Consider the following 18,985-nt stretch of genomic DNA (forward strand, 5'->3'; position numbering starts at 1 on the left):
AACCTTTTTTCTCAAAAATCCACTTATTGTACTGAAAAAACATTTAAGGTAGGATAATTCAATAAAATTTGGGATTTTATTTGGAATAAGCTTTTGCCAAATCAACATAATCACTTGCTGAATCTTTGATGCTTTTAATTTCATCTTCACTTAGAGTTCTTACTAATTTAGCGGGGTTGCCCATTATGAGGCTTTTTGGTGGAAATATCTTGCCTTTAGTGATGAGACTTCCTGCACCCACGATGCTAAACTCAGAAATATGGGCTCCATCCATTATGATGCTTCCCATTCCTATCAAACATAGATTTTCTATTTTGCAAGCATGGATAATGCAGTTATGGCCAATGGTAACATCTGAACCTATCTGAACTGATCCAAAATCATTTGAATCTAAAGTGCTAGGTTCTGTATGAATGACAGTATTATCTTGAATGTTGCTTCTATCACCGACCCTAATAGCATTATTATCCCCTCTAAGCACAGAACCAAACCAGATACTGCAATTTTTCCCAATATGAACATCTCCGATAATATGGCATCCATCAAAAATGACTGCACAAGGAGATATTGAAGGAGAAAAATTTTTAAAGCTCACTAAGCCCATCAAGAATCCTTCATCATTTTGTCCAAAAGCTTTTTGGCTTTAGAAGTTTCTTGCTCTGTTTTGGCTATGTTGTATATCTCATTGACATATTCTTCATAGACTATTTGCGAACTGATGGGCTTTTCTTTAGTGATGATTTTGCAATAAGAACCATCTGATTTGAGTTCGTGCATTTGGACATTGTCTTTAAGTTGGATATTGAGTATTTCATATAATCGCTTCGCTATGGCCTCAGAAGTTGCAGGAATTAGAAGTTCCACACGTCTTTCAAGATTTCTAGGCATCAAATCTGCACTAGAGAAATAAACCTGCGAAGAGGAATGTTTAAAATAATAGATTCGGGCGTGTTCAAGATATTTTCCTATGATGGAAAAAACACGAATATTTTCACTAAATCCCTTCACACCTGGCACCAAACAACACACTCCCCGAACAATCAAATCAATTTTAACTCCAGCATTAGAAGCCTTATATAAATTTTTTATTACATCTGAATCAACTAAAGCATTTGCTTTTAAAATAATCCTGCCTTGTGAGCCTTTTTTTATCTCATTTTCAATTAAGGAAAGTATCTTGGGTTTTATTTGCATAGGTGCTACGCATAAAATATCTAGTTGCGTTTTATGTGAAGTGCCAGTAGAGAGTGAATGGAATAACTTGATGGTATCATTTGCGATTTGTTTATCTGAGGTAAAAAAACTCACATCGGTGTATATCTTCGCTGACATACTGTTATAATTTCCTGTGCTTAAATGAACATATTCTTTGAGTTTATCCCCTGTTTTTTTGATGACTAAAGCTACTTTTGCATGAACTTTAAGACCTGGAACGCCATATATAACATGAGCTCCTGCGGACTCTAGTGCTCTTGCCCAATGCAAGTTATTTTCCTCATCAAAACGAGCTTTTAACTCTACAAGAACGGTGACTTGCTTATTTTCGGCTGCTTCAGTGAGGGCTTTAATGATGGGAGAATTTTTCCCTACACGATAGAGTGTCATGCGGATAGATAGAACATCAGGATCTTTTGCTGCACTTTGAATAAAATGCACAACAGAATCAAAGCTCTCAAAAGGTTGGAATAAAATAACATCTTGCTTATCAAGTGTATCAAAAATATGTGCTGGGGCATCTAAAGGAGGTAGAATTTTTGGATTGAATGGGGGTGTGTTTAGATGGGCAAAATCCTTAGAACCGACTAATTCCCATAGAGCACTTAGATTTAGTGGTATCTTGCTCTCATAAACATCATCTTTAAAAACAACGATCTGTTTTTTTACAAAATCGATGAGATTTTCATCGCCAATTCCAACTTCAAGTCTGACAATCTCCCCTTTTTTTCGTGCTTTTATGCCTTCGTTCATCAGTTCAATAAAATCATCAGCTTCATCTTCTTGTATCTCAATATCAGCATTTCTAGTCACTCTAAAAGGCACATAACTTATGAGTTCATACCCCTCAAATAAATCTCCTGCAAACTCGCCTACAATGGTTTCGACAGGCACAAATAATCCCTTTTGAATCTCTACAAAACGGGTCAAAACTCTAGGGATACGAATCATTCCATATTTGATATCTCCATTTTCTTCGCTTTTTAGCTTGATAGCAATCCCGAAACTAAGATTATTTAAATGTGGAAAAGGATGTGTAGAATCTACCACTATAGGGACTATTACAGGATAGAGATAGCTCTGAAAGTAGCCTTTTATGGAAGATTTTTGACTTTCGTGCAATTCGTTGAAATTTTTGATATTGAGTCCAGCTTTTGCAAGACCTGTTTTGATATTTAAAAACAATTCCTCTAGAGTGTTTTGTTCTTTATGCAAGTAATCTCTAATATACTCAAGTTGCTCAGAAGGAGTGAGTTTATCAGGCCCAATCTCTGCGATGCCACTAGCATACAAACGCTTCAAACCCGCAATACGGATCATATAAAATTCATCTAGGTTGGTTCCATATATGGCTAAAAATTTCAGCCTTTCTAGCAAGGGTAAATTTGCATTGCAAGCTTCATTTAAAACCCTTGTATTGAACCTAAGCCAAGAAAGCTCACGATTAAAAAACATCTTTGGATCAATAAAATTCATCCATTCTCCTTTTTTATTAAGGTTAATATGTATCCATTGTATCCTAAAAAGCTTTAGTTAAAATATTAAAACACCATAAAATCAATCAAAAAGATTTTCAAAAATTCGATATACTTTCAAGGTCTTTCATTAAAAATATCAAAAGGAGCAAGGTAGTGAAAAAAATAATCCTCATATCACTATTTAGTTTTACAAGTTTATTTGGGTTTGGGATTGGAAATTATCAAATTTCGCCTGAGTTTGGTGCAAATCTAGCATTCCAAGACAGTGGAAAAGGAACATTTTCTTATGGGGGCTATGCAAGGGTTTGGCTAGGAGTATCTAGGATTGTGATAGCTCCTGCATTCAAATATGATGTCATCACAAAAGAAAATAACCTTAGCACTGCGTATAAAAATATGCAAATTGGCGGACTTATTGGATTTGAAATCCCCATTATCCCACTCACTCCTTATATAGGTGGTAGTTATTCGACTTTTTCTGGAGGTTATGAAGATACAGCTTCATTTAATTATGGTGTCAAATTTAAGATCCCCATTATTCGTGTTACTATAGGGTTAGATGGAACTTACCAAAAACCTAAAAATATCTATGGAAATCGAGCTAATATGAACAGAATCGGAGCAACTATCGGCTTTCAGTTCTAGAGTAAATTATCATAATTATTTGCTACAATTCCCTACTATTTAAAAAAATAATGATTTTAAGGGGAATTGATGCAAAACTTTATCAAATTACTACAAAAAAATGATGAATTAAAAATCATAGATACTCCACTAGATATTAACCTTGAAATCCCACATTTGGCTTATTTGGAAGTAAAAAAACCAAATGGCGGGAAAGCACTATTATTCACAGCCCCTATCGATAAAAAAAATAATAAAAAATTTGATATTCCTGTCTTGATGAATGTTTTTGGATCTTATAAACGCTTGGAAATGATTGTGGGGCAACCGATACAAAATATCCCTACACATTTAGAAAAATTCTTAAAATTCACTCCACCTAAGGGTATTAAAGCAATTTTTAGACAAATGAAAGATTTTTTTTCGCTGCGTTATACGCTTATCAGACAGATCAAATCTTTAGTCCCTGCTCAAGAAATTGTTCATACAGGGGATAAAGTAAATTTGTTTGATTTGCCTATTTTGACTACTTGGGAAAAAGATGGTGGGCCTTTTATCACAATGGGACAAGTATATACACAAAGCCTAGATGGAAAGAAAAAAAATCTCGGTATGTATCGCTTGCAGGTCTATGATAAAAACCATTTGGGATTGCATTGGCAAATACATAAAGATTCTTATCATTTTTTTCATGAATACAAAAAAGCGGGTGTAAAAATGCCCGTGAGTATAGGCATAGGGGGAGATCCTCTATATACTTGGTGTGGTCAAGCTCCATTACCTTATGGGATATTTGAATTGATGCTTTATGGTTTTATTAAATCTAAAAATCCTAAAGTGATTAAATCTATTACGAATCCTATTTGCATACCCTATGACTGCGATATTGTCATAGAAGGATGGGTGGATACTGATATGATGAGGTTAGAAGGTCCTTTTGGAGATCATACTGGATTTTATACGCCTATGGAAGCCTATCCAGTGCTAGAGGTGAGTGCGATCACACACAAAAAATCTCCTGTATATCTAGCAACTGTTGTAGGCAAACCCCCATTAGAAGATAAATATATGGGATATTTAACTGAAAGAGTTTTTCTGCCCCTACTCCAAACCACTTCCCACGGATTGATTGATTATTATATGCCCGAAAATGGTGTGTTTCATAATTTAATTTTAGCAAAAATAGACCCTCAATATCCTGGTCATGCCAAGCAGATTATGCATAGTTTTTGGGGAGTGGGACAAATGAGCTTTGTCAAACACGCTATTTTTGTGAATATTGATGCTCCAAGTTTTACCAATACTAAAGGCATTATTGAATATATCCTGGATCATTTTTCCACAAAAAATATTCTCATCAGTGATGGGATTTGTGATGCACTTGATCATTCTTCTCCTGAATATGGACTAGGTGGAAAACTTGGCTTGGATGCCACTGAAGAAGTCTCAGAGAGAAGTTTTGAGCTTTATGGAGATAAAGAATTACTCGCTTTAATTAAATCAATACTTCCTGAAGCTAAAATTTTAAAACAATATTTCACTCAAACCAAAAATCCTATCTGTGTTGTAGGTGTTGAAAAAGAAAATCAAAGCATCATTAAAATGAGTGAAAATCTCAGTAAGTTAGAAAAATCCCTTGCGATTGTGATTTTTGTAGATGCAAATAAAAATGACTTGGAAAACCCTTATATGCTTATCTGGAGAGTTACTAACAATATTGATGCCAAAAGAGATATTCGCATCATTGAAAATATGATTCTTATTGATGCCACTGATAAAAATCAAAATGATGGATATACTAGAGAGTGGCCATTAGAAACTGATTGCTCAGTTGGAGTCATAGAAAAACTTCGAGAAAAGGGATTATTAGAAGGAATCACTGAAGGTTTTATGAAGCGATTTCATATCTATACATCACCTAAAACATAAAAAGGACAAAAAAGTGAATGTCTTAAGAAATAATCTTGATAAAGTAATCTCTAGAATTGAGAAAGCTCGTATTGCTTATTCAAGACACCAAATCATTAATTTTATCGCCGTATCGAAATACTCCGAAATACTCGATATTGAAAAAATGTATGAATTGGGTCAAAGAGCCTTTGGAGAAAATAAAGTTCAGGATCTAAAAACAAAATCACAAACACTCACAGATCTTCCTATACAATGGCATATGATAGGAACTTTACAAGAAAATAAAATCAATGCACTTTTGGCCCTAAAACCTGCCTTATTTCACTCTCTTGATTCTATCAAACTTGCTAAGACCATTGAAAAAAAAGCTGAAGGCTCACAAACCTCATTGAAAGCACTTTTGCAAGTTAATAGCTCATATGAAAATACAAAAAGTGGTGTTTTGCCACAAGAAGCAAAAGAAATTTATCAAGAAATATCAAAAAACTGCCCTCATATCAAGCTAGAAGGTATTATGACTATTGGCCCAACCTCAAATAACACGAAGGCTATAGAATCGTGCTTTAAGAAAACTAAAGACATATTTGATTCCCTGCAATCTGAAGGTGCGAAAACTCTATCGATGGGAATGAGCGGGGATTTTGAAATTGCTATCGCTTGTGGTGGAAATATGTTAAGGTTGGGATCAGTTTTATTTCAAAAATGACTATTCTAAAAATTTTTTTGCCATTTTGACTTGGAGCATTTGTTTTTTAAGATCTTCTTTGTCTTTCTCTAACATCTCAATGGTTTGAGAAATCAATTCCTGAGCAGTTAAAAGCTCTTCCATATCTTTAAAATGTGTGGGGGTATTGATAATAAGTTCATAGGCTTTTTGGGTATTTTCCTCTAAAAGGGCGATCTTAAGGCTATCTGACCAATTCATTTTCATGAATCTCTTTCCAAGCATCAAGCAAACCTCTTGCTACGTTGATAACAATGTCAATTTTCTGAGGATCGTTTTGGACATTTGCCTGTGTGAGAAGTTTTATCTGATGAGTATAAAGACCTGTTAAATAAGTCGCAACTTCTCCACCTCTTTCATAATCAAGTATATTTAAAAGTTCGGTAAAAATATCTGTAACGCGATTGATATAATAGATTTTTTTCTCAATATCTTGAGATTCCATATGTCTTTTGGCTGCTGAAGCAAATTTTAAAACGCCTTCATAAAGCATTTCAATCAATTTCGCGGGAGACTCGACTGAAACTGAGTTTTGTTGGTAAAGACTATAGGCATTAGCACTTCGCATTAGATTTTCCTTATTTTTTCTTTGCAACAGATTGATCTATCATCATTTGAACTGAATTGAAAGCATTATTAGCTTTTGCAATCTGACTGTCATAGGCAGCAAACCTCTCTGACATAATGTCATATCTAGTTTTCAAAAGATCCATAGCACTACTTCTGTCTTTTGTTAAATTCTTCGCATCTCTATCTAGAGATTCTTCATAGACCTTAAGTCTTGCAGTACTACCATCGACCAAACCAGCTAAAACTTTATTAAAATTCACAAAAACTCCATCTTGATGAACTTCTCTACCTTCATAATCCTTCTTGTCAGTGCCATAAAAGAAATCCTGGACTTTCTGCGGATTTGCATTAATGGTGCTTGAAAGCTGTGCTTCATCTAAGCTCATCTTGCTTTTATCATCAATACTAAGGCCATATTTCATCAAACTTTGCATATCAGCTCCAGAACCCATTGTTTGAGAAAAAACATTGTTGATGCTTGAACGAATCGTTCGAATATCACTCACACCATTAAAAATACCCGCTATTTTAGTTTCTGCATCATAGCGAGTCACCTCATCTAGCTTGGGAATGAGTTCATTATAAGCCTTGAGGAATTCTTTGACATTATCAATGATAACTTGATTATCCCTGCCAATAGAAATTATGGCAGGTTTTCCAGGTTCGGTGGTGCCTTGAAGAGTCAAAGAAACCCCGCTAATGACGTCATTTATTTCATTCGTCGGTCTGCTCACACTCACGCCATTGTAAGCGAATTTAGCATCTGAAGCACTTTGGAGATTTTTAAATTTAAACAAATCTTGTTCTAGTTTGGAATATCCTTGAATGATACCTTGCTTCAAACCCAAATCTTTAATGGCTTCAGCACCTTTTTCATCTTTGGCACTGATATTTATCTCATCAATTTCTGAATTCAATATCAGCTTACCATTTCCATCGGTTTTAGCGTGCATTCCCGCTATATTTTCTATGGCCTGTGCAACTATTTTTGCATTCTCCTCGCTAGTATTGCCTTTTTTGGTCAATTTTGCAAGGTTTAAAGGCACACTTCCTATATTCAAAGTCCCTTCTAAAAGACCTGGCTTAACTGTAATACTTGATGTGAGTAAATCATCTTCAGTAGAATCAGTCTGATTGAAGCCTAATTCAGAAAGCTTATTGCCTGATAGTTTGATTTCATAACCCCTCCTATCATTTAAAACCAAAGATTTTCCATCATCTGAAATTCCAACATTAATGTCTGAATCTAGCAGATCTTTTGTATCGGAATTTTGAGCGATGGCATCTTTTATGGATTGTTTTAGGGCTTGAGCCCTATCTTGAGAGGTTGCAACATCTTTGAGATTAGAAATCACATTGATATTCTGATTATTTCCATTTTTATCTTTGATTGTGAGAGTAAAATCCCCCTCAGCTAAATCAATAGGTTTATCAGAAATAGGATCTGAAGAGAGGATAGAGCCAAAATATATTTTGTTTGCCTCTCCTGTATTTTTGGAGTTTATCATCAGTTGATAGGGTTTAGCACCACCTGTTTTCATTATAATGCCATTGACTTCACCTTTTGTGGTATCAGTGATTGCTTGAGCCACATCGCCCACACTCATACCAGCTCTAATATCAATGGTATAATTTTTGCCGCCTGTATAAAATTTTAGCTTCACATCCTTGTCGCTAAAAGCATCATCTCTAGAAGAAAATTTTGTACCTACCTCATTTATATCACCTTGTGCAAGGCTTTCTACATCAATTTTAATGTCTTGAATGGGAACACCCGCACTTACATTTGCTTTTACTGCATCGCCTGTGACATTGCTGGTTCTAGCCATATATGGAGCGGAATCTGAAAGATTTTTTGCGGGTGTTTTGAGGTTAGCGATGAGCGACTTGATTTCAACGAGTTCTTTTTGTTTTTCAACATTAGCCTCCATTTTCTTATCAATGGGGGCAATCATTGTTTTTTCATCAGCCTTTTTTAGCTTATCTATAACATCATAATTTAAAACATTGCTCCCTATTCCTAGAGAACTAAGTTTGCCCATCGCCAAGACTCACTCCTTAAATATATATTAGCCTTTTTTATCAAAAATCAATCCGACAATATCATGCATTTTTTTCATCAATTCAATCGCTTCTTTTGAAGGAATTTCACGTATAACTCTATTGCCTTTGCCTTCTGTTACCGTTACAACCAAACCTCTTATATCATCGTTGTAATTAAAATTAATGTCGGTATTGATTCTCTTCATTTCCTTATTTAATTCACTGCTTAATGACATCAATTCTCTTTTTAACTCATCTTGATGTTTGTCATCTCTATATGCTTGTAAATCAGCTTCTTGATCGCTTAGCATAGGTGCAGAGCGATTTTCAAAAGGCCTACCCGCATTACTAACGAGGGTAACAAGTTTATTTTGCAATGATGAAGCTGAACTTCCTTGTATACTGTCTATCATCACTTCCTCCTAAAATCATAAAGTAGGTTATAACCTTATATCGGCAAATAAAAAAAATTATTTATATTTTTTACTTGCTTGGCAAAATTATCTCCATTGGATTGATATGTTTATCTTTTTGAGTCACCTCAAAGCCCAATTTTGAATCAACTCTTCCAATGACATAACCTTTTTTAATTCTCAATCCAGGTTTGATTGTGGGTGCTATTTTATCTAATTGTGAATAAATTGTATGCATTTGATTTGAATGCTCAATAATAACCACCTTTTTTAAAATCGGAACCTCTTTAGCATAAACAACCTTTCCATCAAAAATATTACGCACGAGTGCATTTTTGACATTTGATGCTAAAGTAACAGACTCATTAAAGACCTTGAGTTTATATACAGGATCAAAATAAGGACCAAATTTTTGTTCTACCTTATAACTAGAAATAGGAGAAATTGTCTTTTCTCCTTTGTATTTGGTTGTAGAAATATTTTGATAAGAATTAGCAACCTGTTTTACATCAATTGGAGCTATGAGAACATTAGAATCCAGTGAATTTTGTTTTCCTTGAAGGTTTGCTTTCTGGGCTTGTTCTCTAGCTTTTTTTGCAATCAATTCTTTTTCTTTATTTTGTTTAAGAATGTTTAGATTAGAAAGAATCTGATCAAGACTTTTTCTTTCATTATCGATATCTCTGAGTTTCTTGTCATAAGCATCAAGCTCAGATTTTAGATTTGTCATTAGTTTTTTTTGTTCTAAGATCATAGATTGAAGTTTTTGTTTTTTATCTTGTTGATTGTTGATAAAAAGATTGATTTTACTCATATTGGAATTGATTTGAGATATTTGAGAATTAATAGATTCTTGTTGCTTTGTAAGGTCTTCAATCTTGCTTTTTGAATCCTTATTGAGAGTTTTAAATATTTCTTGAAGAATAATATCATCTGGAGAAATAGGACTTTGATGGTTTAAAACCATCACAAAAGCCATATCTTTAATGAGGATATTAGCGATTCCATCTTCAATCTTATTTTTTTGATTTTCTAACTCTTGGAGAGACTTTTTGTAGGATTGGAGAATTCTCTCTTGAGTGGAATTTTCAGATTGATTTTTATTGATATTTTTTTGAATATTTTGAATCTGGATATTGAGTTGTTTGATTTGAGTGTGTTTTTGATTGATGGTATTTCCAAGAGTGTTTAGCATATTGCTAATTTGGAGTTTTTCTTGATTTTTTTTCTGCAATTTAGACTTGTTGGCATCAATATTTTTATTAATATCCTCTATGCCTGCACCCAAAACAACACTTATGAACAAAACTAGGAGAGCTGTTAAGACCTTCACTAAACTTTCCTTTGAGATAAAATCACTACAAGCACAGAGAAAAACGAAACGCCTATAGCTACAAGCAAGAGCATCAAGAAATCTCCACCAAAGTTAAAAATGTTTCCTTGAATTTCAAGTGCATTGGCTATTTCTTTAAAAACACTCTGATACGAAAGATAAAGCACTCCTAAAGTAATAAAAATACTAGTGATGATCGAATCAATGATGGCTAATTCAAAAAGCACTCCATTGCGAATCCAAAAAGGAGCTCCTAAAAAACCCATAATCTCCATTCTTTCACTATGTTCAAAACGCCAAATTTGGATCTGTCTGATCATTAAAAGTACTGAAAGAAATGTAAGCAGAATGCCAAAGACCCAAACGCTTGTTTCAATAAGGAACAAGAGTTTATAGACTTGATTGTGGGTTTTACTAAAAGCCTCCACCTTTGTGATGCCAGGGATTTTTAAGAGAATATTATTAATTTCTTCAAGACGATTTTGAGTGGGAAAATTAGAAAGCTTGAGAGAGTAAAAAAATGGGAGACTCTTTTTAATCGATAAAAGATTATTATCATTCATATTTTGCTTGAGTCTATCAAGTAAAAAATCAGGATTGATGAGTGAGAGAGATTTGGCTTCTTTAATGTTTCTTGCTATAAAATCAAAGCTGAACTTTTGGCCTGTAGCCAAAAGAATGGAATAACTTTGAGAAAGCTTATCTTCTTTTATAGAGATGGCACGATTAACCAATACGATACTCTGGAGACTGAAAAGCAGTGCCAATAAAGGAACAATTAAAGAAAGATGTCGCTTAAGCATATTCATATACTTCTCCATTTGCAATATTGAGTTTTCTATAAAAAATATTCAGATGATCTGGAATCCTATGAGTGACCACCACAATCGTAACATCAAGCTGTTCATTTGCACTTTTTAATAAACTCCAGATCATATCACTTGAGTAATCATCAAGGTTTCCTGTTGGCTCATCTGCTAAAATAAGTAATGGACGATGAGCTATGGCTCTAGCCATGGCAACTCGCTGTTGTTCTCCACCACTTAGCTCAAGAGGATAGCGATTGGCCTTATATAATAAATCAACATGAGAGAGAAGTTTTTCTACTTGTGAATCACAAATTTCTTTTTTATAGCCATTGATCATCATTGGCAAACGAATATTTTTTTCCACACTCCACTCTTGAATCAATTTGTAATCTTGAAAAACAATTCCAATATTGCGACGCAATTCATTGATAAGAGATCTTCTGGCCTTTTCAATCTTGATAGAACAAACTTCTAAGCTACCCTCAAAAATAGGTAAATTCCCATATAAAGATTTCAAAAGGGTACTTTTACCACTCCCACTTGCTCCTGAAATAAATACAAAATCCTTGTGTTTAATCTCAAAATTAGCGTTTTTAATGATACTTTCGCCTCTTTTGTATCCCAAACATAAATTTTTTGCCAAGATAATACCGCTCATCATTTCTCCATTAATAGATTTAATAATTCCAGATGAGACTTTATATTTGCCTCGGTGCTCAAGGGGTTGCCCCCAAAATAATACGCTCTTTTTTTATCAAAAATGACTATCTTACTCACAGGCCAATTAAAATCTCCAAAGCTCAAGATCAAAATAACTTTGTCATCAGCTTTAAAAACCTCGCAAACATGCACAAAAAAATCTGCCTTGATTATTTTACCAACTTGATGGATTTTTTCCAAAGATTTTAAGCTAAAAGAGCTAAAATTAAAATCATACTCTATTTTTTTATCTTCGCTTTGCCTTAAACAAAAGATCCTTAAATCAAAGATATTTTTTTCAGCCCTCTGCCATCTTGCCTCGTATTTACTTATCACTTCACTAGAGAGATTTTTGGTGATTTCTGCTCTCATATTGTGTGATTTTAAAGAAATCTCTAGAGTATCTCTAAAATATTCCTCATCATCTGTTCTGAGTTCAATCAATCCGCCTTTTTTCAATACCCGATCTGCTTGGATTAAAAACTTATGACTCATCACTCTGCGATGGGGTTTTTTATTCCAAGGAACTGGAAAATGCACATAAATAATCTCGCAACTATTAGAAGGTAATATTTCCAACAAAACCCTAGCGTCTATACATACGATATAAACATTTTCAAGTCCTAAGAGATCTATCTGTCTTAGAACCTGCTGAATTGATGGAGTGTGAATTTCCATTCCAATATAAATTTTATTTGGATTTTCTTGTGCTAATTTAAGCAAATGTCTGCCCGAACCAAACCCAATTTCAATGCAAAACTCATAAAAACCTAGCTTCAATATATCCTGAGGTTTGATAAAAAATTTACTTCTTAAAGTTTGCTTGATTGTATCATTATTGAGATTATGAGAAATCAAAGAAGATTTTTTTGATAAAACACGAAGTGCACCTTTGAGAATTCCTATTGGGCTAGGTTTGGTGATTTTTTCAGCTTTCAAAAGAATCTGATGAGGTTTTTTGATTTTTCTGATAAAAAATTCTTCATCTTCATAATTCACACATATGAGGCTCTCATTTGGATTTTTGACACCCTTAGCCTCATAAAGTAGTTTGTATCCCTCATCATTAAAAGGTAAGTCTGTAAGCTCTAAAGATTTTGCTAAAAAATGAGGCATAACTTACCTATTGATAAGAAGTTCAACTTCTTTGCTGGGTTTAGATTCTATTCCATTTTTATCCACACTCACAACTTGATAGCGGTATTTTTTACCACTTTTCATTTCCTTGTCAATAAACTCGTTTTTAGTGATACCTGAAAATCGTAAAGGCTTAGAATATAGACCACCTTCATATCGATAAACCGCATATTCTTTTACTCTCAAATCATTTATTTTCTGCCACTGTATGACTGCCTTAGAATTTTCAATCGTGCCTTTAATAATCACAGGAATAGGTGGAGGGCTTAAGGTAGCACCTTTCACTCCCCCTAATGGTAGATCACCTTCAATCCCTGCACTATCTATGGGAATGACCTTATAAAATCTTTCTATCCCATCTATGGCAATTTTATCAATGTAGAATGTATTTTTTACCTCTGCTATCATTTTAAAATTATCTTTAGGTGAATTTGAAGCATAAACCCGATATTGATAGACATCTTTTTGAGGAGATTTATTCCAAATAAGCTTGATTTCTCTAGGGAGATTCTCACTTGCCTTAAGACCAGCAATAGGCAATGGTTTGGACTTGGTTTTGCCTGCTACAACCACGCTAGGAATAGATTTTGCATGTTCAAAACTTTCTGCAACAATCCTATATTTATATATTTTCCCATCTTCTAGACCCTTATCAAAGTATTCGACATAAAGACGATTTTTTACAACCCCTATGTTTAAAAACAAGCCCTTATCGTTTTGTCTTTGAATAATATATTTTGACACACTTGGGTTTGGATGAGGACTCCAAATAAGTTTGATTTGTTTTGGATAATCATCACTAGCAAAGACACTTTCAATTGGATCAATAAAAGAAGTTTTTACATTCACCAAAGGAGATAAAGGAGAAATGGCTCCATTTTTACCCAATGTAGAAATTTGAAAAGCATATTGTGTCTGAGGAATCAAGCCATCATCGTAGTAATGCGTTGCCAAAGGATTCTTGATGACTGCGATTCTTTTAGTTCCTCCATCTTTAACAACCTGATAAAGTACAAAACCATTTATGAGTGATATGTCATCAATTTTATCCCATTCAAATCCGATAGTTTTGACATCATTGATAGTTTTTATGTTTTTAACTGTAGGCAAACCCTGATCTATTTTGTCATTTCTTCCAAAAAGCGAAAGAGCGTTATTAGACATAGAAGCACACCCGCTAATTAAAATCGTGAGTGTCGAAACAACGTAAAATAAAATCTTCTTTTGTAACTTCATCCAAAACCGCCTTATCAAAATTCTGATTTAAAAATTCTAACATATCATCAAAAACAGGAACTTTAAAAAACATTTTCTTACCCGTATGAGGATGAATGAAATAGATCAAATAAGCATGAAGCATGATTCTTAAATCGTTCCTCCCCTTATAGCCATAAAGTTCATCTCCAATAATATGTCTGGAAATGCTTTCTAGATGCACTCTTATTTGATGCGTTCTACCTGTGCTAAGTTTTGCTGCGATAAGCTCCATATTAAGGTTGTTACTAGGTGCTAATGGTACAAAGTCACTTTTAGAATAACGTGAGGGGAGATTTTTTTGCCTGACTCTATCTAGATTCACCATCTTAAGACGATTATTTGGATTTCTTGCCATTTCACATTCAATGGTTTTTTTCTGCAACAATCTTCCATCAATGATGGCAAGATAATACCTTCCCATTGTTCTATTTTGAAGTTGAGCAGAAAGCTTAGTATGTGCATCATTGGTTTTAGCAATCACGATTGCTCCACTTGTTTCCTTGTCCAATCGATGAACAATGCCAAATCGTTCTTCTCCACTTAAGGTAGATAAAGAAAAACCTTTAAATTTTAGCCAATCTACAAGCGTTGGTTCTTTTACACTAGGGGCATCATGAACAACCAAGAAAGGAGGTTTATTTAAAATCAACACTTGGGGATCTTCATAAATAATAGAGATGTTCATATCTAGCTGTGATGGTTTTGATGATGATTGCAAAACAGGCTCTAAAATAGAGACTTCATCACCTGCAATTAAAGCTTCACCACCTTTTTTACAGGGCTTACCATTGATGAATACAAGTGAATTTTTTATTAAATGCGTGATTTGATTTTTTGGAATTTCTAGCTTTTGAGATAAAAAAGTATCGATTCTTTTGTTGGGATGATATACTTGAAATAATTGCTTCACTTGCTATATCCATTCTGTTTTTGTTAAAATCACCAAAATACTACCCCACTCAAAAAGCGAATTTTTATGATCGATAGGCGAATTTTAACACATTTTGATTTTTTACTCCCTGTTATTGTGAGTCCTATTATTGCTATGTCGTTTTTTCTCATCAATGAGGCCAATGAAGCGATGAATATTAAACAGGGTATTTATATTGGAATGGGTTTTTTGCTTTTTTGGATTATCTTTTTCATACCATTTAGAAAATTAGGCAAGAGCATCAGTATTTTTTATTGGATTTGCATTGTTTTGCTTATTATTGTCGATATCTATGGAACAACCAAGCTAGGTGCACAAAGATGGATTACCATACCTGGACTAGGCATCTCACTGCAACCTAGCGAACCTGTAAAAGTGGCGATTATTCTTATGATAGCAAATTTTATTTATCACAATCCACCTCCTAGAAATGGATATTATTTCAAAGAATTTTTAAAAATTAGTTTTTATATTCTATTGCCTTTTGTGCTTATTTTAAAACAACCAGACTTAGGAACAGCAATAGTCGTATTATTGATGGGATTTGGAGTTTTATTTCTCATTGGTGTAAATATCAGGGTTTGGATGAGTATTTTATTTGCTATTTTGATCGCTTCCCCACTTATATACGGCTCTATGCACGATTATCAGAGAAAGAGAATTCACGATTTTATCTCTGAAAAACCAAGTTATCATGTCAGACAATCAGTAATAACAATCGGTTCAGGAGGACTATTGGGAAAATCTAAAGAAAATTCCACACAAACCCAACTAAAATTCTTGCCTATCTCAACGAGTGATTTTATTTTTGCCTACTATGTTGAAAGATTTGGGTTTATCGGAGCTATTGTGCTTTTGGGACTATATATTGGTCTTATTTTGCATATTTTATCATTTTGTTTTATTGATCCTAGGGATTATCAATTAAGAGTAGTTGGAAGTGCAATCTCTATTTTGATATTTGTTTATGTGAGTGTGAATATCGGAATGACTATAGGTTTAGCACCTGTAGTAGGTATCCCTTTACCGATGTTTAGTTATGGTGGAAGTAGTTTTATCACCTTTATGGTGCTTTTTGCAATCCTAGAAAACCTTCTTGCGTTTAGATTCAATTTTGAGTATAATTCCAACCCTTTTAGAAGTATTTTCAAAAATATCAACAAAAAGGACCCTTAGCTCAGCTGGTCAGAGCGCTCGGCTCATAACCGATCGGTCGCAGGTTCGAATCCCGCAGGGTCCACCACTTTATAACTATCCCATGAAATTAAAAAGCTTTAAACATCCGAAACTAAGACAAAATCAAAGAATCGTATCAATACCATAACTTTCGCATTGTATAGTTATTTAAAACTCGCTACCAAATTCCCAATAAGTAGATTAAACCCATCTACAAGCACAAAAATAAGTATCTTGAAAGGGAGCGATATCATTACAGGAGGTAACATCATCATACCCATTGCCATCAAAATTGAACTCACAACCATATCAATTACCAAAAATGGAAGATAAAGTAAAAAACCTATCTGAAAAGCTGTTTTAAGTTCGCTTATCATAAAAGCAGGGACTAAAACTGTCAATGGAACATCTTGAACTGTTTGAGGATTGGGCAGATTGCGAATCCTAAAAAATAATGCCAAATCCTTCTCGCGAGTATTTCTAAGCATGAATTGTTTGAACGGTTCTACGGCCTTATCAAATGCTACCTCATAAGAAATTTTATTATCCATATAAGGCTTGATTCCATTATTATAACCCTCTTTTGCCACTGGTTCCATAATAAAAAAAGTTAATACCAATGCCAAAGAAACTAAAATTTGAGTGGGTGGGGATTGCTGGGTTCCTAATGCTGTGCGTAAAAAAGAAAAAACAATAATCAAACGGGTGAAACTTGTCATCACAAGAACCAAAGAGGGGGCTAAGACCAAAAAAGTCAAGATCACCACGATGTTTAAAGTACTGACAAGTTGTTTAGGTGAAGAAGGAGCTGAAAGAGAAAGATTGACTGTAGGAATCGTAGTATCTGCTCCATAGCTCACACTCATTCCTATAAAAGCCACTGCTATGATTGCTAAAAAAAATCTCAAAGACTCCTCCATTTTTCACTAAAATAATCCCCTTAGTATAAACACAATTGTGTTAAAATCCTATAAATTGAATTTCAAAATCGAATTTCTTTTAAGGAAAATAAATGTCAGTTTCTGTGGTTATTCTCGCAGCGGGTGCTGGAACTAGAATGAAGTCATTAACCCCAAAAGTATTGCATAAAATTTGCGGGAAAGAGATGCTTTTTTATTCAGTGCAAGAAGCTCTAAAAATAAGTGATGATATTCACATCATTCTTTTTCACCAATATGAGAGAATAAAAGAAGCGATTGAAAATTATTTTAAAAACTCTAAAATCACCTTTCATATACAAAATCACCTCAAATATCCTGGCACAGGAGGGGCACTGATGGAAGGAGAAGATCAAAAACCTATTTCCACAAAATACGATAGAACTTTGATCTTAAATGGAGATATGCCGCTGATTAAAAAAGATGAACTCTTAAGCCTAATCTCTTGTGAATCCGCTGTAGTTATGAGTGTTTTTACACTTGAAAATCCTAGTGGATATGGACGGGTTGTGATCAAAGATCAAAAAGTTCATTCCATCATTGAAGAAAAAGATGCCACAGAGAGTATTAAATCAATCTGTGTCGTCAATGCTGGAGTCTATGTCTTTGATAAATACATTCTAGGAAACTATCTCCCTAAAGTAAATAACAATAATGCACAAAAAGAATATTATCTGACAGATATTATTAGTCTTTGTGTTCAGGATAAAATAGACATCAAGCCAGTGTTTGTAAATGAAGAAAACTTCATGGGTGTGAACTCTAAATCACAACTTGTCTATGCAGAATCTAAAATGCTAGAATACCTCAGAAATGAAGCAATGAATCAAGGTGTTATTATGCATCTTCCTGATACGATATACATTGAACCTGAGGTGGTATTTGAAGGTGAGTGCGAGATTGAAAATGGAGTGCATATAAAGGGTAAATGTAAGATCATCAACTCTCATATTAAAGCTCACACAATAATAGAAGAGAGTAATCTCAAAGATTCCGATATTGGTCCTATGGCTCATATTCGCCCTGGATGTGAAATCTCAAACACTCATATTGGAAATTTCGTAGAACTTAAAGCTTGTAATCTTAATGGAGTCAAAGCAGGACACTTAAGCTATCTAGGGGATTGCAATATAGATGAAGGGAGCAATATTGGTGCAGGTGTCATCACTTGCAATTATGATGGTAAAAAAAAGCACAAAACTATCATCGGTAAAAACGTCTTTATTGGAAGTGACACCCAACTCATCGCACCCATCAATATTGGTTCAAATGTATTGATTGGAAGTGGAACAACAGTCACAAAAGATGTCAATGAAGGTGATTTGGTAATCTCTAGAGTCAAACAAGAAAACAAACCAGGAGGATTTTATCGTTTTTTTCAGCCTCCTAAAGAAATACAAAAAAAGAACGATTAAAATCAAATATAAAAAATCAAAAAAGGAATCAAATGAAACTCATCATCAATGGAGAAAACAAAGATTTTTCACAGACGCTAAACATTCAACAAATTTTAGATTATTTGGAAATTGAATCCAAAGTTGTGGCCGTAGCCCTCAATTCGCTCGTTGTGAAAAAACAAGACTGGAATAACACTATTCCAAAAGATGGCGACAAACTAGAGTTTTTGCAGTTTATGGGGGGTGGGGGAATCAATGCAGGATTTAAAAGCAAGAAATTGTAAATGAGTAACTCAAATATAGTTTTTCTTATTACAAAAATATTGTAAA

18 protein-coding genes, 1 tRNA gene and 1 pseudogene are annotated in these 18,985 nt (G+C 34.0%); 7 read left to right on the forward strand and 13 right to left on the reverse strand.

Going from position 1 to position 18,985, the window contains the following annotated elements; genetic code table 11:
• Positions 1-76: 76 nt before the first annotated feature.
• Together BKH42_RS02870 and BKH42_RS02875 are read right to left on the reverse strand one after the other, a co-directional pair.
• The gene (locus tag BKH42_RS02870) at positions 77-604 is read right to left on the reverse strand and encodes a gamma carbonic anhydrase family protein (RefSeq protein WP_095294713.1); all 528 of its coding nucleotides are present in this window, start codon (positions 602-604) and stop codon (positions 77-79) included.
• Positions 604-2,691 (reverse strand): RNA degradosome polyphosphate kinase, encoded by a 2,088-nt coding sequence (locus tag BKH42_RS02875; protein ID WP_095294715.1) that lies wholly within the window; start codon positions 2,689-2,691, stop codon positions 604-606. The genes BKH42_RS02870 and BKH42_RS02875 overlap by 1 nt, the downstream gene beginning before the upstream one ends.
• A gap of 155 nt (positions 2,692-2,846) precedes the next feature.
• Here BKH42_RS02875 and BKH42_RS02880 point away from each other — a divergent pair, with 155 nt between their 5' ends.
• From BKH42_RS02880 to BKH42_RS02890, 3 genes are all read left to right on the forward strand, one after another.
• A complete protein-coding gene (locus BKH42_RS02880; RefSeq protein ID WP_095294717.1) occupies positions 2,847-3,338 on the forward strand; it encodes a hypothetical protein in 492 nt (163 codons plus the stop codon).
• 69 nt (positions 3,339-3,407) lie between these two features.
• Positions 3,408-5,246, forward strand: a complete 1,839-nt coding sequence (locus BKH42_RS02885; RefSeq protein ID WP_095294719.1) for a menaquinone biosynthesis decarboxylase — start codon at positions 3,408-3,410, stop codon at positions 5,244-5,246.
• A gap of 13 nt (positions 5,247-5,259) precedes the next feature.
• Positions 5,260-5,934, forward strand: coding sequence for a YggS family pyridoxal phosphate-dependent enzyme (locus tag BKH42_RS02890; protein WP_095294721.1), 675 nt, complete (start codon positions 5,260-5,262; stop codon positions 5,932-5,934).
• Here the strand turns inward: BKH42_RS02890 and BKH42_RS02895 are convergent, their stop codons facing one another.
• The 10 genes from BKH42_RS02895 to BKH42_RS02940 all read right to left on the reverse strand — a co-directional run bounded on the left by BKH42_RS02895 (position 5,935) and on the right by BKH42_RS02940 (position 15,123).
• Positions 5,935-6,153 (reverse strand): hypothetical protein, encoded by a 219-nt coding sequence (locus BKH42_RS02895; RefSeq protein WP_257874242.1) that lies wholly within the window; start codon positions 6,151-6,153, stop codon positions 5,935-5,937.
• On the reverse strand, positions 6,137-6,520 hold the full coding sequence (fliS, locus tag BKH42_RS02900; protein WP_095294725.1) for a flagellar export chaperone FliS: 384 nt from the start codon (positions 6,518-6,520) through the stop codon (positions 6,137-6,139). Before fliS ends, BKH42_RS02895 begins: the two co-directional genes overlap by 17 nt.
• A 10-nt stretch (positions 6,521-6,530) precedes the next feature.
• A complete protein-coding gene (gene fliD / locus BKH42_RS02905; RefSeq protein ID WP_095294727.1) occupies positions 6,531-8,570 on the reverse strand; it encodes a flagellar filament capping protein FliD in 2,040 nt (679 codons plus the stop codon).
• Positions 8,571-8,591: 21 nt separating this feature from the next.
• Positions 8,592-8,978, reverse strand: a complete 387-nt coding sequence (locus BKH42_RS02910; RefSeq protein ID WP_343286867.1) for a FlaG family protein — start codon at positions 8,976-8,978, stop codon at positions 8,592-8,594.
• A gap of 70 nt (positions 8,979-9,048) precedes the next feature.
• The gene (locus tag BKH42_RS02915; protein ID WP_257874243.1) at positions 9,049-10,311 is read right to left on the reverse strand and encodes a peptidoglycan DD-metalloendopeptidase family protein; all 1,263 of its coding nucleotides are present in this window, start codon (positions 10,309-10,311) and stop codon (positions 9,049-9,051) included.
• Entirely contained in the window at positions 10,311-11,120 is an 810-nt protein-coding gene (locus BKH42_RS02920) for a cell division protein FtsX (protein WP_095294729.1), read from the reverse strand. Before BKH42_RS02920 ends, BKH42_RS02915 begins: the two co-directional genes overlap by 1 nt.
• Positions 11,107-11,778: an ABC transporter ATP-binding protein gene (locus BKH42_RS02925; protein ID WP_095294731.1), complete on the reverse strand. Its 672-nt coding sequence runs from the start codon at positions 11,776-11,778 to the stop codon at positions 11,107-11,109. The genes BKH42_RS02920 and BKH42_RS02925 overlap by 14 nt, the downstream gene beginning before the upstream one ends.
• Positions 11,778-12,935: a tRNA (guanosine(46)-N7)-methyltransferase TrmB gene (gene trmB / locus BKH42_RS02930; RefSeq protein WP_095294733.1), complete on the reverse strand. Its 1,158-nt coding sequence runs from the start codon at positions 12,933-12,935 to the stop codon at positions 11,778-11,780. Before trmB ends, BKH42_RS02925 begins: the two co-directional genes overlap by 1 nt.
• Positions 12,936-12,938: 3 nt before the next feature.
• A complete protein-coding gene (locus tag BKH42_RS02935) occupies positions 12,939-14,192 on the reverse strand; it encodes a fibronectin type III domain-containing protein (RefSeq protein ID WP_180673926.1) in 1,254 nt (417 codons plus the stop codon).
• Positions 14,134-15,123, reverse strand: a complete 990-nt coding sequence (locus BKH42_RS02940) for an RluA family pseudouridine synthase (RefSeq protein ID WP_095294735.1) — start codon at positions 15,121-15,123, stop codon at positions 14,134-14,136. The genes BKH42_RS02935 and BKH42_RS02940 overlap by 59 nt, the downstream gene beginning before the upstream one ends.
• A 66-nt stretch (positions 15,124-15,189) precedes the next feature.
• Here BKH42_RS02940 and BKH42_RS02945 point away from each other — a divergent pair.
• Together BKH42_RS02945 and BKH42_RS02950 are read left to right on the forward strand one after the other, a co-directional pair.
• Positions 15,190-16,349 (forward strand): annotated as a pseudogene (locus BKH42_RS02945) (FtsW/RodA/SpoVE family cell cycle protein).
• Positions 16,311-16,387, forward strand: a tRNA-Ile gene (locus tag BKH42_RS02950). Before BKH42_RS02945 ends, BKH42_RS02950 begins: the two are co-directional and overlap by 39 nt.
• 97 nt (positions 16,388-16,484) lie before the next feature.
• Here the strand turns inward: BKH42_RS02950 and fliP are convergent.
• Positions 16,485-17,186 (reverse strand): flagellar type III secretion system pore protein FliP, encoded by a 702-nt coding sequence (gene fliP / locus BKH42_RS02955; protein WP_180673951.1) that lies wholly within the window; start codon positions 17,184-17,186, stop codon positions 16,485-16,487.
• Positions 17,187-17,332: 146 nt separating this feature from the next.
• Between fliP and glmU the strand changes: the two genes are divergently transcribed.
• Both glmU and thiS read left to right on the forward strand, forming a co-directional pair.
• Positions 17,333-18,673, forward strand: coding sequence for a bifunctional UDP-N-acetylglucosamine diphosphorylase/glucosamine-1-phosphate N-acetyltransferase GlmU (gene glmU / locus BKH42_RS02960; RefSeq protein ID WP_095294739.1), 1,341 nt, complete (start codon positions 17,333-17,335; stop codon positions 18,671-18,673).
• Positions 18,674-18,705: 32 nt separating this feature from the next.
• Positions 18,706-18,939, forward strand: coding sequence for a sulfur carrier protein ThiS (gene thiS / locus BKH42_RS02965; protein ID WP_095294741.1), 234 nt, complete (start codon positions 18,706-18,708; stop codon positions 18,937-18,939).
• Positions 18,940-18,985 lie beyond the last annotated feature (46 nt).

The organism is Helicobacter sp. 13S00482-2, from assembly GCF_002272795.1.
GTDB lineage: Bacteria > Campylobacterota > Campylobacteria > Campylobacterales > Helicobacteraceae > Helicobacter_J.